At 66.0% G+C, this 14,722-nt stretch carries 17 protein-coding genes and 1 tRNA gene; 7 read left to right on the forward strand and 11 right to left on the reverse strand.

The features are described from left to right. Positions 1–89: 89 nt before the first annotated feature. Together VLK31_RS26250 and VLK31_RS26255 are read right to left on the reverse strand one after the other, a co-directional pair. Positions 90–166: transfer RNA gene (locus VLK31_RS26250), tRNA-Pro, on the reverse strand. A 52-nt stretch (positions 167–218) separates the two neighbouring features. Beyond that, entirely contained in the window at positions 219–1,211 is a 993-nt protein-coding gene (locus VLK31_RS26255; protein WP_409171406.1) for a polyprenyl synthetase family protein, read from the reverse strand. A gap of 191 nt (positions 1,212–1,402) precedes the next feature. Here VLK31_RS26255 and rplU point away from each other — a divergent pair, with 191 nt between their 5' ends. The 4 genes from rplU (at position 1,403) to proB (ending at position 4,369) form a co-directional block, all read left to right on the forward strand. After that, entirely contained in the window at positions 1,403–1,714 is a 312-nt protein-coding gene (gene rplU, locus VLK31_RS26260; RefSeq protein ID WP_042578903.1) for a 50S ribosomal protein L21, read from the forward strand. Positions 1,715–1,728: 14 nt separating this feature from the next. After that, positions 1,729–1,989, forward strand: coding sequence for a 50S ribosomal protein L27 (gene rpmA, locus VLK31_RS26265; protein WP_409171407.1), 261 nt, complete (start codon positions 1,729–1,731; stop codon positions 1,987–1,989). A gap of 70 nt (positions 1,990–2,059) precedes the next feature. Next, the gene (gene cgtA / locus VLK31_RS26270) at positions 2,060–3,136 is read left to right on the forward strand and encodes an Obg family GTPase CgtA (RefSeq protein WP_409171408.1); all 1,077 of its coding nucleotides are present in this window, start codon (positions 2,060–2,062) and stop codon (positions 3,134–3,136) included. Between the two features lie 93 nt (positions 3,137–3,229). Continuing rightward, on the forward strand, positions 3,230–4,369 hold the full coding sequence (gene proB, locus VLK31_RS26275) for a glutamate 5-kinase (RefSeq protein ID WP_409171409.1): 1,140 nt from the start codon (positions 3,230–3,232) through the stop codon (positions 4,367–4,369). Positions 4,370–4,425: 56 nt separating this feature from the next. On the opposite strand, the gene VLK31_RS26280 is transcribed toward proB, so the two are convergent. Then, the gene (locus VLK31_RS26280) at positions 4,426–5,016 is read right to left on the reverse strand and encodes a CNP1-like family protein (protein WP_409171410.1); all 591 of its coding nucleotides are present in this window, start codon (positions 5,014–5,016) and stop codon (positions 4,426–4,428) included. After that, complete coding sequence (locus tag VLK31_RS26285) at positions 4,967–5,632, reverse strand: RNA pyrophosphohydrolase (RefSeq protein WP_409171450.1); 666 nt, start codon at positions 5,630–5,632, stop codon at positions 4,967–4,969. The genes VLK31_RS26280 and VLK31_RS26285 overlap by 50 nt, the downstream gene beginning before the upstream one ends. A gap of 136 nt (positions 5,633–5,768) precedes the next feature. On the opposite strand from VLK31_RS26285, the gene VLK31_RS26290 reads away from it, so the two are divergent. Both VLK31_RS26290 and VLK31_RS26295 read left to right on the forward strand, forming a co-directional pair. Continuing rightward, positions 5,769–7,514: a proline--tRNA ligase gene (locus tag VLK31_RS26290; protein WP_409171411.1), complete on the forward strand. Its 1,746-nt coding sequence runs from the start codon at positions 5,769–5,771 to the stop codon at positions 7,512–7,514. After that, positions 7,511–8,188, forward strand: coding sequence for a lytic transglycosylase domain-containing protein (locus VLK31_RS26295; protein ID WP_409171412.1), 678 nt, complete (start codon positions 7,511–7,513; stop codon positions 8,186–8,188). Before VLK31_RS26290 ends, VLK31_RS26295 begins: the two co-directional genes overlap by 4 nt. Before the next feature lie 19 nt (positions 8,189–8,207). Here VLK31_RS26295 and VLK31_RS26300 read toward each other — a convergent pair whose 3' ends face one another. The 6 genes from VLK31_RS26300 to hemA form a co-directional block, all read right to left on the reverse strand. Continuing rightward, the gene (locus tag VLK31_RS26300; protein ID WP_409171413.1) at positions 8,208–9,518 is read right to left on the reverse strand and encodes a hemolysin family protein; all 1,311 of its coding nucleotides are present in this window, start codon (positions 9,516–9,518) and stop codon (positions 8,208–8,210) included. 52 nt (positions 9,519–9,570) lie between these two features. Then, complete coding sequence (locus tag VLK31_RS26305) at positions 9,571–10,110, reverse strand: cupin domain-containing protein (protein WP_409171414.1); 540 nt, start codon at positions 10,108–10,110, stop codon at positions 9,571–9,573. A gap of 17 nt (positions 10,111–10,127) precedes the next feature. Next, positions 10,128–10,454: a Grx4 family monothiol glutaredoxin gene (gene grxD, locus VLK31_RS26310; RefSeq protein WP_093134857.1), complete on the reverse strand. Its 327-nt coding sequence runs from the start codon at positions 10,452–10,454 to the stop codon at positions 10,128–10,130. Between the two features lie 29 nt (positions 10,455–10,483). Next, a complete protein-coding gene (gene prmC, locus VLK31_RS26315; RefSeq protein WP_409171415.1) occupies positions 10,484–11,335 on the reverse strand; it encodes a peptide chain release factor N(5)-glutamine methyltransferase in 852 nt (283 codons plus the stop codon). Next, positions 11,335–12,423 (reverse strand): peptide chain release factor 1, encoded by a 1,089-nt coding sequence (gene prfA / locus VLK31_RS26320; protein WP_409171416.1) that lies wholly within the window; start codon positions 12,421–12,423, stop codon positions 11,335–11,337. The genes prmC and prfA overlap by 1 nt, the downstream gene beginning before the upstream one ends. Before the next feature lie 103 nt (positions 12,424–12,526). Then, entirely contained in the window at positions 12,527–13,798 is a 1,272-nt protein-coding gene (gene hemA / locus VLK31_RS26325) for a glutamyl-tRNA reductase (RefSeq protein ID WP_409171417.1), read from the reverse strand. A gap of 111 nt (positions 13,799–13,909) precedes the next feature. Between hemA and VLK31_RS26330 the strand changes: the two genes are divergently transcribed. Then, positions 13,910–14,188 carry a hypothetical protein gene (locus VLK31_RS26330; protein ID WP_409171451.1) on the forward strand — a complete coding sequence of 93 codons (279 nt, stop codon included), beginning with the start codon at positions 13,910–13,912 and terminating at the stop codon, positions 14,186–14,188. Between the two features lie 16 nt (positions 14,189–14,204). On the opposite strand, the gene VLK31_RS26335 is transcribed toward VLK31_RS26330, so the two are convergent. Beyond that, positions 14,205–14,720 (reverse strand): GNAT family N-acetyltransferase, encoded by a 516-nt coding sequence (locus VLK31_RS26335; RefSeq protein WP_409171418.1) that lies wholly within the window; start codon positions 14,718–14,720, stop codon positions 14,205–14,207. Positions 14,721–14,722: the final 2 nt, after the last annotated feature.

Here is a 14,722-nt window from a genome sequence, read left to right on the forward strand (position 1 = left end):
AAAGTGCTTCACGATCATCGCTGAACAGTCCTGTGCTGTAAATCGCTACACAGCAACAGGCATGGTCATTTATTTGTCCAGCCAGAAGCTGGTCGGGGTGAGAGGATTCGAACCTCCGGCCTCTACGTCCCGAACGTAGCGCTCTACCAGGCTAAGCTACACCCCGATGGTTGCAGAAAAAAAGTAATCGTTCCTAGATGCCAACTCAAAGAGGTGTTTCAGGCACGTCGCGCAAGCAACTGAGCCGCCAATTGTAGCAAACCTGAAGCGTATGAATTGGACGGAAAGCCATTCAATGCATTAATTGCGCGCTGGGCTTCGGCGGCAGCCGCGGCGCGCGAGGCGTCCAGCGCCCCGGTGACACGAACGATTTCGACGATCTTGCCCAGTTGTGCCGTGTCGCCGGCCTCGATGGCGGCGCGCACGAGTCCGCTCTGCGCCGATGTGCCGCGCTGCATGGCGAAGATGAGCGGCAGTGTGGTCTTGCCTTCGCGCAGATCGTCCCCGACGTTCTTTCCTGTTTCCTGGGCATCGCCCGCGTAGTCGAGAACGTCGTCGATCACCTGAAACGCGGTGCCCAGTGCCTGGCCGTAGGTGGCGCAGGCGTCTTCCACTTCGGGTGTTGCGCCCGCCAGCACGGCCGCGAGCCGCGTGCTGGCTTCGAAGAGCTTGGCGGTCTTGGAGCGGATCACGCGCAGGTACGCCTCTTCGTCCAGCGAGGCGTCGTGCATGTTCATCAACTGGAGCACCTCGCCCTCGGCGATCACGTTGGTCGCCTCGGCCAGGATCTGCATCACGCGCATGTTGTCTGCGTCCAGCATCATCTGGAAAGCGCGTGAGTAAAGGAAGTCGCCGACCAGCACGCTGGCTGGGTTGCCGAAGGACTCGTTGGCGGTCGCGCGGCCGCGGCGCAGGGTCGATTCGTCGACCACGTCGTCGTGCAGCAGGGTGGCGGTGTGAATGAACTCCACCACGGCCGCCAAGTTGAAGCGCTGCTCGCCGGTGTAGCCCAGCGCGCCCGACATCAACAGCAGCAATGCCGGTCGCAGGCGTTTGCCGCCGGCGGAGATGATGTACTTGGAGACTTGGCTGACCAGCGGCACGCCCGTGTCGAGGCGTTGGGCAATCACACGGTCGACTTCGACCATGTCGCCGGCAATCAGGTCCAGCACGGTGGCGGTGGGGGAGGTGTCGGCGGCAGGAACTGGCAAAGCGGGGGCGCAGGGCGCTGCTGGGAGTGATGAACGCCCCGCGATGAAGGGGGCTTGAAGGCCCAAATTATAGGGAGCCGCGGCTGCTCGCCGGGACAGCCAGCCCCCGCGATGGCCGGCAGGCCCAAACCGCGCTATAATCTTGGGCTCTGCGGAATTCGCCGTGGAGACTCAATTTCTAAGAGGTTTACATGTACGCGGTCATAAAAACCGGCGGCAAGCAATATCGCGTTGCTTCCGGCGAAAAAATTAAAGTAGAACAGATTGCTGCGGACGTAGGCCAGGAAATCGTGATCGACCAGGTTCTGGCAGTCGGAAACGGCGCTGAAATCAAGGTTGGCACGCCCCTGGTGTCCGGCGCAACGGTGACAGTCACGGTACTGTCGCACGGCAAGCACGACAAGGTCGGCATCTTCAAGATGCGCCGTCGCAAGCACTATCAGAAACGTCAAGGCCATCGCCAGCAGTTCACCGAACTGCAAATTGGCGCGATCGCCGGCTAAGGAGCACACATTCCATGGCACAGAAAAAAGGCGGCGGCTCAACGCGAAACGGGCGCGATTCCAAGCCCAAGATGCTCGGCGTGAAAGCGTTTGGCGGCGAACTGATCAGCGCAGGCGCGATCATCGTGCGCCAGCGCGGCACCCGGTTCCACCCCGGCGTGAACGTCGGCGTGGGCAAGGACCACACGCTGTTTGCCCTGGTCGAAGGCCACGTGTCGTTCGGTCACAAGGGTGCCCTGAACAAGCACACGGTCAACGTGACCCCCGCGGCGTAAGCCTCGCGTCACCTTGATCACCCGAGGCCCCGCATTGCCGGGGCTTCTTCATTTGTAAATTGGACATCCCATGAAGTTCGTCGACGAAGCCTTCATCGACATCGCCGCCGGCGATGGCGGCAACGGCTGCGTGTCGTTCCGTCATGAGAAATACAAGGAATTCGGCGGCCCCAACGGCGGCGACGGTGGCCGTGGCGGCCACGTCTTCGCGGTGGCCGACTCGAATCTGAACACGCTGGTCGATTTCCGCTACTCGCGCCGCCACGAGGCCAAGCGCGGCGAGCACGGCATGGGCTCCGACATGTTCGGCGCCGCCGGTGACGACATCACGCTCAAGATGCCGGTCGGCACCATCATCTCCGACGCCGAAACGGGCGAGGTGCTGTTCGAGCTGCTGGAAGAGGGCGAGGTCATCACCATCGCCAAGGGCGGTGACGGTGGCTTCGGCAACATGCGTTTCAAGAGCGCCATCAACCGCGCGCCGCGTCAGAAGACGCCCGGCTGGCCCGGCGAAAAGCGCAACGTCAAGCTCGAGCTGAAGGTGCTGGCCGACGTGGGCCTGCTCGGCATGCCGAATGCCGGCAAGTCGACGCTTATCAGCGCCGTTTCCAATGCCCGTCCGCGCATTGCGGACTATCCCTTCACCACGCTGCACCCCAACCTGGGCGTGGTGCGCGTCGGTCCGGAGCAGAGCTTCGTGGTGGCCGACCTTCCCGGCCTGATCGAAGGCGCCGCCGAAGGCGCTGGTCTGGGCCATCTGTTCCTGCGTCACCTGCAGCGCACGCGTTTGCTGCTGCATGTGATCGACATGGCGCCCTTCGACGATGCCGTCGACCCGGTCGCGCAGGCCAAGGCCATCGTCGGCGAGCTCAAGAAGTACGACGCTGCGTTGTACGAAAAGCCGCGTTGGCTGGTACTCAACAAGCTCGACATGGTGCCTGTGGAAGAACGCGCGGCGCTCGTCAAGGACGTCGTGAAGCGCCTGCGCTTCAAAGGCCCCGTGTTCGAGATCTCGGCGCTTACACGCGAGGGCTGCGAACACCTGGTGCAGGCCGTCTACCAGCAGGTCAAGGCGCAGCAGGTGGCTGAACAGGCGCCGGTCGACATCGACCCGCGCTTCGTGCCCTTGCCGCCCGAGAGCACCTGAGCGGCACCGCGGCACCCCTTGCGGGGCTGCCTGCAGACCGATGGAAAAGTAGACCGACAGCAACCCTCGCAGCCTCACGCCCGCACCCCTGAAATGACCTCGAATTCCGGATCCACAGCTTTGCGGGATGCCCGCCGAATCGTCGTCAAGGTTGGCTCCAGCCTCGTGACCAACGAAGGTCGCGGGCTCGACGACGTGGCCATCGGCGAGTGGTGCCGGCAACTGGCGGTGCTGGTGCGCGAAGGGCGTGAGGTGGTCATGGTGTCTAGCGGCGCCATTGCCGAAGGCATGAAGCGTCTCGGCTGGCGCACCCGGCCGCATGAAATCAACGAGCTTCAGGCCGCCGCCGCCGTCGGCCAGATGGGCCTGGCCCAGATGTACGAGACCAAGCTGCGCGAGAACGAGATCGGCAGCGCGCAGGTGCTGCTGACGCACGCCGACCTGGCCGATCGCGAGCGCTACCTCAATGCCCGATCGACCCTCGTCACCTTGCTCAAGCTGGGCGTGGTGCCTGTCATCAACGAGAACGACACCGTCGTCAACGACGAGATCAAGTTCGGCGACAACGACACGCTCGGCGCGCTCGTGGCCAACCTGGTCGAGGCCGATGCGTTGGTCATCCTCACGGACCAGAAGGGCCTGTACACCGCCGATCCGCGCAAGGACCCCAACGCAAAGTTCGTGCATGAAGCCGCAGCCGGCGACCCGGCGCTCGAAGCCATGGCGGGTGGCGCGGGCTCGAGCATCGGGCGCGGCGGCATGATCACGAAAATCCTCGCGGCCAAGCGCGCGGCCGGATCGGGCGCATCCACCGTCATCGCCTGGGGCCGCGAAACCGATGCGCTGCTGCGCCTCACGCGCGGCGAAGCCATCGGCACGCTGCTGGTGGCGCAGACCGCCAAGCATCAGGCGCGCAAGCGCTGGATGGCCGACCACCTGCAGCTGCGCGGTGCGGTGGTCGTCGACGCAGGGGCCGCCGCCAAGGTGCGCGCCGAGGGCAAGAGCCTGTTGCCGATCGGCATGACCAGCGTGTCGGGCGAGTTTTCGCGCGGCGATGTGATCGCGGTGCGCGACGTCGACGGCGTTGAACTTGCGCGGGGCCTGGCCAACTACTCGAGCGTGGAAGCACGGCTGCTGTGCCGCAAGCCGTCGAGCGAATTCGAGCGTTTGCTCGGTTACGTGGCGGAGCCTGAAATGGTCCACCGCGACAACATGGTGCTGATGCCGGGCTGAAAACAACAACGGGGCCGAGGCCCCGTTGTTGTTTTCTGCTCGCTGCAAGTGCAGGCTTACTGCACTTCCCGCACCGGGTTGCGGATGTTCTGCACCATTTCGCCGACCGAGGCGCGAGGCGCATTGCCGCGACAAAGGCCCTGCCTCGACAGCGCCCGGGTGTAGCTGGAGTTCAGGTCGTTGAGGCGCTTCCACTCGGGCTTGGGCGTGTCCTGCCAGGCACCGCTGTTGTAGCGGGCGTAGCTCTTCATTTCCGCCGTCGAGCAGCGCACGCCTTCGTAGAACGCGTTGACGCCACCGCCGCTCTTGTTGTGCGCCACCACCACGTAGCGCACGATGCCGTCGCCGGTGATGCTGATCGTGTTGGGATCGACCCCGAACTTCAGGGACATGTACGGTGGCATCTCGATTTCCAACAGTCGGCTGTCGCTGAAAGCCGGTGGTGGCGGCGTCGCGGTTTCTTCCCACTCACGGTCCGTCTCGTAGCGCTTGGGCGGCGGCGGCATGCCCGACTGGGCCCAGTCGGCGTTGTCGGTGTCGTGCGGGCCAGAGGCGCATCCGGCGAAGACGCCGAAGCACACGAGCAGGAGCGCGCGTTCAGCGTTGCGTCGGAAAGAAGGGCGCTTGGAGGTGGGAAGGAGGTTCATCACTCGCGGAAGGAATGTCGGGATGCGGATCGAAACTGCCGCCGGGCGGCAGGTCCAGTCCGGGAGGCGCTCCTGCGTCCAGCGAGTGGCGCTCGAACTCTCGGGCACGCACGTTGCTGCGCAGGAAGCGGTTGCGGAAATCCTGCCGTGGCAGGTAGCGAGCAAGCTCGGTGAGCGCCATCTCGTAGACGCCGCGCTTGAACTCGACGACCACGTCGAGCGGCACCCAGTAGTCGTGCCAGCGCCAAGCATCGAATTCGGGATGGTCGGTGGCACGCAGGTTCAGATCCCAGTCGTGTCCGACAAGTTGCAGCAAATACCAGATTTGCTTCTGGCCCTTGTAGTGGCCCCGTGCGTCACGGCGGATGAACCGATCCGGCACCTCGTAGCGCAACCAGTCACGGGTACGGGCAACGATGCGCACATGCTCCGGGTGGAGCCCCACTTCCTCATGCAGTTCCCGGAACATGGCTTGCTCGGGACTCTCGCCGCGATCTATGCCGCCTTGCGGAAACTGCCAGGAGTGGGTGCGTATGCGCTTGCCCCAGAAAACCTGGTTTCTCTGGTTGAGCAGGATGATGCCGACGTTGGGCCTGAAGCCGTCCCGGTCGAGCATAATCAAACCCCAATTTTTGAACTGAGTCGATTATGCATGCCGGGGTGTCCCCGGCAAGCTGCCGATGCCAGTCCCTCAGGGTCTCTCCGGGGGAGCAGTCCCCCACTTCCACTTTGCATCCATCACCGCGATCCCGATGAAAGCTTCCCGATTTTTTGTCTCCACCCTCAAGGAAGCGCCCGCTGACGCCGAGGTCGCGAGCCACCGGCTCATGACACGTGCCGGCATGATCAAGAAGCTCGGCACGGGCATCTACACCTACATGCCCATGGGCCTGCGGGTGATCCGCAAGGTCGAAGCGATCGTGCGCGAGGAAATGAACCGCGCCGGTGCCGTCGAGATGGCCATGCCCGTGGTGCAGCCGGCAGAGTTCTGGCAGGAGACCGGGCGCTTCGAGAAGATGGGCCCCGAGCTGCTGCGCATCAAGGACCGCCACGACCGCGACTTCGTGATCCAGCCGACCAGCGAAGAGGTTGTGACCGACATCGCGCGCCAGGAAATCCGCAGCTACAAGCAGCTGCCGAAGAATTTCTACCAGATCCAGACCAAGTTCCGTGACGAGCGCCGTCCGCGCTTCGGCCTGATGCGCGGGCGCGAATTCATCATGAAGGACGCCTACAGCTTCGACCGCGACCTCGATGCCGCCAAGGCCAGCTACCAGGTCATGGCGCAGGCCTACCGCAACATCTTCGACCGCTTCGGCCTGCGTTACCGCGCCGTGGCGGCGGACAGCGGCGCCATCGGCGGCGACCTGAGCGAAGAGTTCCAGGTGATTGCCGCCACGGGCGAAGATGCCATCGTCTATTGCCCCGACAGCAGCTACGCCGCCAACATGGAAAAGGCCGAGGCGCTCGCCCCGGCCGGCCCGCGTCCTGCGGCCGCCAATGCGCTCGAGAAGACGCCCACCCCGGGCAAGAGCACTTGCGAAGACGTGGCCGTGCTGCTCGGCGTGCCACTGTCGACCACGGTGAAGTCGCTTGTGCTGGCCACCGAAATCGTCGACGCGGCCGGCAACGTCAAGGGCTCGCAGGTCTGGCTGCTGCTGCTGCGCGGCGACCATGACATGAACGAGATCAAGGTCGGCAAGCTGCCGGGCCTTGACAAGGGCTTCCGCTTCGCGACCCTGGCCGAGATCGACGAGCACTTCGGCTGCAAGCCGGGCTACCTCGGCCCGCTGAACCTCAAGAAGCCGGTGAAGATGGTGGCCGACCGCGAAGTGGCGGTCATGGCCGACTGGATCACCGGCGCCAACGAGGTCGACTTTCACATGACCGGCGTCAACTGGGGCCGCGACCTCCCCGAGCCCGAGCTCGTGGCCGACCTGCGCAACGTGGTCGCCGGCGACGCCTCGCCCGACGGCAAGGGCGTGCTGGCCATCGAGCGCGGCATCGAAGTGGGCCACGTGTTTGTGTTGGGCACCAAGTACAGCAAGGACATGAACGCCACCTACCTCGACGAAGGCGGCAAGCCGCAGTTCCTGGAAATGGGCTGCTACGGCATCGGCATCACCCGCCTGCCGGCGGCGGCCATCGAACAGAACCACGACGAGCGCGGCATCATCTGGCCCGACGCGATCGCGCCCTTCACGGTGGTGGTCTGCCCGATCGGCATGGACCGCAGCGCCGAGGTCAAGACCGCTGCCGAAGCGCTCTACGAAGAGCTGCTTGCCAAGGGCGTGGACGTGTTGCTCGACGACCGCGGCGAACGCCCCGGCGCGATGTTCGCCGACTGGGAGCTGATCGGCGTGCCGCACCGCGTGGTCATTTCCGACCGCGGCCTGAAAGAAGGCCAGCTCGAATACCAGGGCCGCCGCGACACCGCCGCCACCAAGGTGCCTGCCGCCGGCATTGCCGAATTCATTGCCGGCAAGCTCGCGAAATGAGCCTGGAGGGCGGCCTCTCGCGACGCCAGTGCCTGGGCGCCGCCGTGACGGCGGGAGCCCTTGCAACGCTGTCGTTGCCGCGCACCGCCCTGGCGGGCGCGCAGATCGAGGAGCCTCTGATCGACTCGGTGCGCACCGCGCTCAGCTCGGCCATCCACAACAAGGCGCCGCCGGTGCCGCAGTTCGCGAACACCGAGGCGCGTCTGGCCTACCTGCGTTGGCTGGGCGAAATGAGCGAGCGGCTGAAGAAGAAAGTGGCTGACGCGCCTTCGCGCATCGAGCTGCTGCAGACCGTTTGGTACGAAGCCAAGCGCTCGGGCCTCGAGGTGAGCCTGGTGCTGGGGCTGGTGCAGGTCGAAAGCAACTTCCGCAAGTTCGCGGTGTCCAGCGCGGGTGCGCGCGGCTACATGCAGGTCATGCCGTTCTGGACCCGCGTGATCGGCGACAGCGATTCGGCCAAGCTGTTCCACATGCAGACCAACCTGCGCTTCGGCTGCGTCATATTGCGTCACTACCTCGACCGCGAGAACGGCGATCTGTACATGACGCTGGGCCGCTACAACGGCAGCCGCGGCAAGTCGCCGTACCCCAACGCAATTTTTGCGAACCAGCGGCTCTGGGCGTTCAACGACAAGGAACGCGAGCGCGACAAGGACCGGGCGGCGGCTGGCTGAACAACGCAGCCGCGCGCCGTCAGCTGGGCGGTGCCTTCGCGGTGGCCGAGCCCTTGGTGACCATCACCTGGTCGATGCGGTAGCTGTCCACGTCCATCACCTCGAAGGTGTAGCCGCCCCAGGTCACGCTGTCGGTGCGCTTGGGCACGCGGCGCAGCATCACCATCAGGAAGCCTGCGAGCGTTTCGTACTCTTCCGCGTGCGGCAGCTCGTCGATGTGCAGCGCGCGCTGCACATCCTGGATGGGCGTGACGCCGTCGATGAGCCACGAGTTCTCGTCGCGCCGCACGATCTGCTCTTCGTCGGGCATGGTGACCAGGTCGCCCATCACCGTGCTCATCACGTCGTTGAGCGTGATCACGCCCACCACCAGGCTGTATTCGTTGACGATGATCGCGAAGTCTTCGTGCGCCTGCTGGAACTGCTCGAGCACTTCCGTGAGCGACAGCCGGTCGGGAATGACCAGCGCCTTGTGCAGCGGCAGGCCCTGGTCGAAGGCCAGCGGCTGGCCGCTGAGCACGCGCTGGAACATGTCCTTGGCGTCCACGTAGCCCAGCACATGGTCGATGTCGCCGTCGCACACCGGGTAGGCCGAGAAAGGCTCGGCCACGATGCGCGCGCGCAGCACCGACTCGGGGTCGTCGTGCAAAAACCAGGCAATGCTCTCGCGCGCGGTCATCACGCTGCTCACCAGGCGCGTCTCCAGCTCGAACACATTGGCGATCACCTGCTGCTCGCGCACCGCGAGCACGCCCGCGCGAGCACCGGCTTCGGTCATGGCAAGGATGTCGGCCGAGGTGATCTTGTCGTCGCGCGCCATCGGCATGCCGAGCACCTTGAACAGCAGGTCGGTGCAGCGCGTGAAGAACCACACCAGCGGCTTGAAGGTGGTGATGAGCAGCTGCATCGGCCCGACCATGCGCACCGCCAGCTGCTCGGGGTTGCTCATGCCCAGGCGTTTGGGGAACAGGTCGGCGAACACCAGGAATACCGCGATGACGATGACGAACGAGCACAAAAAGGCCACGCTGGCCGAGGCCTCCACGCTCAACCAGCGTTCGAAGAAGCCTGCGAAGTAGGGGCTCAGCGACCCCTCGCCGACCACGCCGCCGAGGATGGCCACAGCGTTGAGGCCGATCTGCACCACGGTGAAATAGTGGCCGGGCTGCTCCTGCACCCGCAGCACTTTTTCAGCGCGCGGGTCGCCCTCGTCGGCCATCTGGCGCAAACGCAGGCGGCGAGACGCGGCCAGGGTGATTTCGGCAAGGGAGAAGAACGCGCTCAACGCGATCAGCAAGACGATGATGAGCAGGCTTTGGGTCAGGGTCATGGTGGCACGGTGAAGAGTGCCATGGTGCCATGACTCGGCCTCGCAAAAACCTTCACACCCCGCCGTGCGGGTGGGTCGGGTCGACCCAGAGAACCGATTCCGGCTTTTCGACGGGCTCGATGTCGAGGTTCACTGCCACCGCTTCGCCGTCGCTGCGGCACAGCACGCATTCGAGCGGCTCGGTCGCGCTGGCGTTGATTTCCTGGTGCGGCACGAAAGGCGGCACATAGATGAAGTCGCCCGGGCCGGCCTCTGCCGTGAACTCGAGCTTCTCGCCCCAGCGCATGCGCGCCCGCCCGCGCACCACGTAGATCACCGATTCGAGCGGGCCATGGTGATGGGCACCGGTCTTGGCGTCCGCATGGATGGTGACGGTGCCGGCCCAGAGCTTTTGCGCGCCGACGCGCGCAAAGTTGATGGCCGCCGCCCGGTTCATGCCGGGCGTCTGCGCGGTGTTGACGTCCAGCTGGTTGGCCCCGACCACACGCACGCCGTCATGCTTCCAGGCCGGTTCGGCCATGTCGCCGGTATCGCCCGCAGGGTCGTCATGCGCGTGCGAATGGTCGTGCGAATGGCCGTGATCGTGGCTCATTGCAGCCTTCTATTGGCTCAGGCAGGGCTGCCGTTCACCACTTGCTGCAGCTCGCCGGACTCGTACATCTCCATCATGATGTCCGAGCCGCCGATGAACTCGCCCTTCACGTACAGCTGCGGAATGGTGGGCCAGTTGCTGTATTCCTTGATGCCCTGGCGAATGCCATCGTCTTCCAGCACGTTGACGGTCTTCAGCGCCTTGGTGTCGACACCGACGGCCTTCAGGATCTGGATGGCGCGGCCCGAGAAACCGCACATCGGGAAACTGGCGTTGCCCTTCATGAAGAGCACGAGTTCGTTGGTTTTGACGAGATCGTCAATGCGTTGCTGAGCGTCGGACATGGGAACTCCTGAAAAGTGGGCTGGAGGGATTATTTCACCGCGCGCCAGATCCCGCCTGAGCAGCGCGGGATGCCGGCAAGGTCGTCGCGGCTTTGCACGTCGGCAAAGCCGCGTTCGGCGAGCAGTTGGCGCACGGCGGCGGCCTGGTCGTGGCCGTGTTCGAGCAGCAGCCAGCCGCTGGGCGCGAGGTGCGCGGGGGCGTGCTGAACGATCTGACGGATGTCGTCGAGGCCGTCCGCGCCCGCCACCAGGGCGGAAACCGGCTCGTGGCGCAGCGCGGGCAGGTGCGGGTCGCCGGAGGCGATGTACGGCGGGTTGCTGGCGATGACCGTGTAGCCGTTGCCGGCGCCATCGAGCCAGTTGGCCTGCGCGAAGCGCACCGGCAGGCCCAGGCGCTGGGCGTTGGCCTGGGCGACCGCGAGCGCGCCGGCGCTGGCGTCGACTGCGTCGACCTGCGCGTCGGGGCGGGCGTGTTGCAGCGCCAGCGCGATGGCGCCGCTGCCGGTGCCCAGGTCGAGCACGCGCGGCGTGGCATGGCCTTCGAGGCAATGCAGGGCCCATTCGACCAGCGTCTCGGTGTCGGGTCGCGGCACCAGCACGCGTGCATCGACCTGCAAGGCCAGGCCGTGAAATTCCTTTTCGCCCAGCAGGTAGGCCACCGGCTCGCCGGCCAGGCGGCGCGACAGCTGCGCGGCCAGTGCGGACCATGCGGCCTCGGGCATGGCGTCGGTGTCGTGCGCCAGCAGCCAGGCGCGGTCATGCGGCGCGCGGCCCAGGGCGTGCAGCAGCAGCAGCTGTGCATCGAGCCGTTCCACGCCCAGCGCCACGGCCGCATGCAGCGCCTGCGCCACGGTCGACGGCAACGGGTTCTCGGTGCTCATCACGCCGGCAGGCTCGATTCGAGCTCGGCCAGTTGCTCGGCCTCGCGCGCGGCGCGCAGGGCTTCGAGCACGTCGCCCAGGTCGCCTTCCATGATGGCCAGCAGCTTGTAGAGCGTGAGGTTGATGCGGTGGTCGGTGAGCCGGCCCTGCGGAAAGTTGTAGGTGCGAATGCGGTCGGAGCGGTCGCCGCTGCCGATCAGCCCCTTGCGCATGGCGGCGTCCTTGGCGGCGCGCTCGCTGCGGTCCTTCTCCTGGATGCGGGCCGACAGCACCTGCAGCGCCTTGGCCTTGTTGCGGTGCTGGCTGCGGTCGTCCTGGCACTCGGCCACGATGCCGGTCGGAATGTGCGTGATGCGCACGGCCGAATCGGTCTTGTTGATGTGCTGCCCGCCGGCGCCGCTCGCGCGGTAGGTGTCGATGCGCAGGTCGGCCGGGTTGATCTGCACCGCCACGGTTTCGTCGGGCTCGGCCAGCACGGCCACCGTGCAGGCGCTGGTGTGGATGCGGCCCTGCGTCTCGGTCGCCGGCACGCGTTGCACGCGGTGGCCGCCGGACTCGAAGCGCAGCTTGCCGAAGACCTCGTCGCCGACGATGCGGATCACCACTTCCTTGTAGCCGCCGAGCTCGCTCGCGCTCTCGCTCACGATCTCGCAACGCAGCCCCACGCGCTCGCAATAGCGCGTGTACATGCGCAGCAGGTCGCCCGCGAACAGGGCCGACTCGTCGCCGCCCGTGCCGGCGCGGATTTCCATGAAGGCATTGCGCGCGTCGTCCGGGTCCTTGGGCAGCAGCAGGCGCTGCAGTTCTTCTTCGAGCTGAACCAGCTCGGCTTCGGCGCCTGCGATTTCTTCCATCGCCATTTCGGCCATGTCGGGATCGCCGAGCATTTCTTTCGCCCCGGCGATGTCGGCCTCGCGCTGCTTGTAGCGCTCGTAGCGCCCGGCGATCTGGGTGATTTCGGCATGCTCGCGCGAGATGGTGCGGTACTGCGCCATGTCGCTCATGATGTCTTCGCGCGAGAGCAGGAAGTCGAGCTCGCCCAGGCGCTGGGCGTAGCGTTCGAGTTGGTGGCGCAGGAATGATTTCACGGCGAAAAGGGCTCGGGGAAGCTCGAAAAAAATGAGGGAATGCCGCCGTGCGACTGCAGGCGCATGAAAGCCACGGCCATGGGCCGGGCGATGACCAGCGTCGCTAACGCTCTTTGCGCAGGAACAGGCGCGAGATGGTCTGCGCGGTTTGCTCGCGCGAGCCGGCATCGCCCGAGTGCAGCTCGGCCATGGCGCCGTGCATCATTTTCTGGGTGAGCCCGCGCGACATGGCTTCGAGCACGGCCTCGACCGGTTCGCCCTTGGCCAGCAGCTTGCGCGCGCGCGCCATTTCGGCGGCACGCCATTCGTCGGCCTGAGCATTGAGCTGCTGGATCAGCGGCACCGTGCCGCGCTGGCCCAGCCAGTGCATGAAGCTCTGAACGCCCGCGTCGATGATGACTTCGGCCTGCGCCACGGCGGCCTGGCGGTTGGCCTGGCCCTGTTGCACCACCTGGGCCAGATCGTCGACGGTGTACAGGTAGATGTCTTCCAGCGCCTTCACTTCGGGCTCGATGTCGCGCGGCACGGCCAGGTCGACCATGAACATCGGGCGGTGCTTGCGCGCCTTGAGTGCGCGCTCCACGGCACCCAGGCCGATGATCGGCAGCGTGCTGGCGGTGCAGCTCACCACGATGTCGAACTCGGCCAGCCGCGAGGGCAGGTCGGCCAGTCGCATGGCCTCGCCGCCGAAGCGCGAGGCCAGTTTTTCGCCGCGCTCCAGCGTGCGGTTGGCAATGACGATCGACTTGGGCTCCCTGGCCGCGAAGTGCGTGGCGGCCAGGTCGATCATTTCGCCCGCGCCCACGAACAGCACGCGCGTGGTGCGCAGGTCTTCGAACAACTGGCCGGCCAGACGCACCGCGGCGGCGGCCATACTGATGGAGTGCGCGCCGATCTCGGTGGCCGTGCGCACTTCCTTGGCCACGGCGAACGAGCGCTGGAACAGCTGGTTCAGCGTGCTGCCGAGCGCGCCGGCGGTTTCGGCCGCGCGCACGGCGTCTTTCATCTGGCCGAGGATCTGTGCCTCGCCCAGCACCATGGAGTCGAGCCCGCTGGCCACGCGAAAGGCGTGGCGCGCGGCTTGGTCGTCGTGCAGGGTGTAGGCATGCGAGCGCAGCAGGGCCGGCGCCACGCCACCGCTTTGCGCCAGCCAGCCGAAAGTGTGGTCCAGCGCGATGTGCTCCGAGGCGCAATAGATCTCGGTGCGGTTGCAGGTGGAGATGATTGCGGCCTCGACCTGGGGGTGGCTGCCAGAGGCGAAGGAACCACGCAGGCTTTGCAGCGTGGGGGCGATCTGATCGAGCGCGAACGCGAAACGGCCGCGCAGATCGAGCGGCGCGGTCGTGTGGTTCAAGCCGAGAGCCCAGACTGACATGCGCGTGATTATAAAATCAGCAGCCGCACAAGGCTTGCGCAGGGACAAATCGCTTTCCCTATGACAGCCATAACGCCGGCCGCATGGCTCACGCACGCGGCGACCCTTCCGATGGACCTGTTGGCCTTTTTCAATCACCTGCTTAATTTTGTGGCACCCGCGGCTTTTCTGGCTCTGGTGCTGGTCCTGGCCGGCCGTTACCTGGGCGGCAAGCGCACCGGGGTGCCCCGCTGGTGGGCCCAGTGGGCGCTGACCTTCGGGGCCGGCGTGGGGGTGTCGGTGGTCGGCCTCGCGGTGTTCGGGCGCGACGGCGCCATGGTGACCTACGCCGCGCTGGTGGTGGTGTGCGGCACCGTGCAGTGGCTGGCGATGCGCGGCTGGCGCGGCTGACAGCTCACCGGGCGGGTCAGCCCAGCTGTCGCATCATGAAAACCGAGTCGCCCGGGTAGGTGGCCAGCCGGGCCTGTTGCTCCTGGCCGGCGGGCTGTGCCGGCGCGTAGCCCTGGCGTTCCCAGAAGCCCACCGCAGACTGCACCGACACCAGCGTGGAATGCCGCCAGCCGGCCTGCGCGGCATGCGCCCAGGCATGGCGCACCAGCCATGGCCCCAGGCCCAGCCCAGCAGCGTTCGGGTGCACGGCCAGGTCGTGCAGGTAGAGCGAATCGGGCGCCGTGGCCACCTCGAACTCCCCATGCAGGGGCGTGAGCTTGCCTGCCACCGACGGATAACCCGCCAGATAGGCCCGCACGCGCCCTTGGTGTTCGGTGACCCAGCCCGTCTGCGGTGCCGCAGCGAGCCGTCGTGCGATGACTTCACCGCTCTCCACGAAGCCCGCGCCGTAGCACGCGAGCTGCACCGCGAGCACGGCGTCGAGGTCGTCCGCGCGCATGGCGCGCACGAGCCAGTCAGCGGGCAAAGCCATCA

The organism is Variovorax sp. H27-G14 (genome assembly GCF_046156345.1).
Classification (GTDB): Bacteria; Pseudomonadota; Gammaproteobacteria; order Burkholderiales; family Burkholderiaceae_C; genus Variovorax.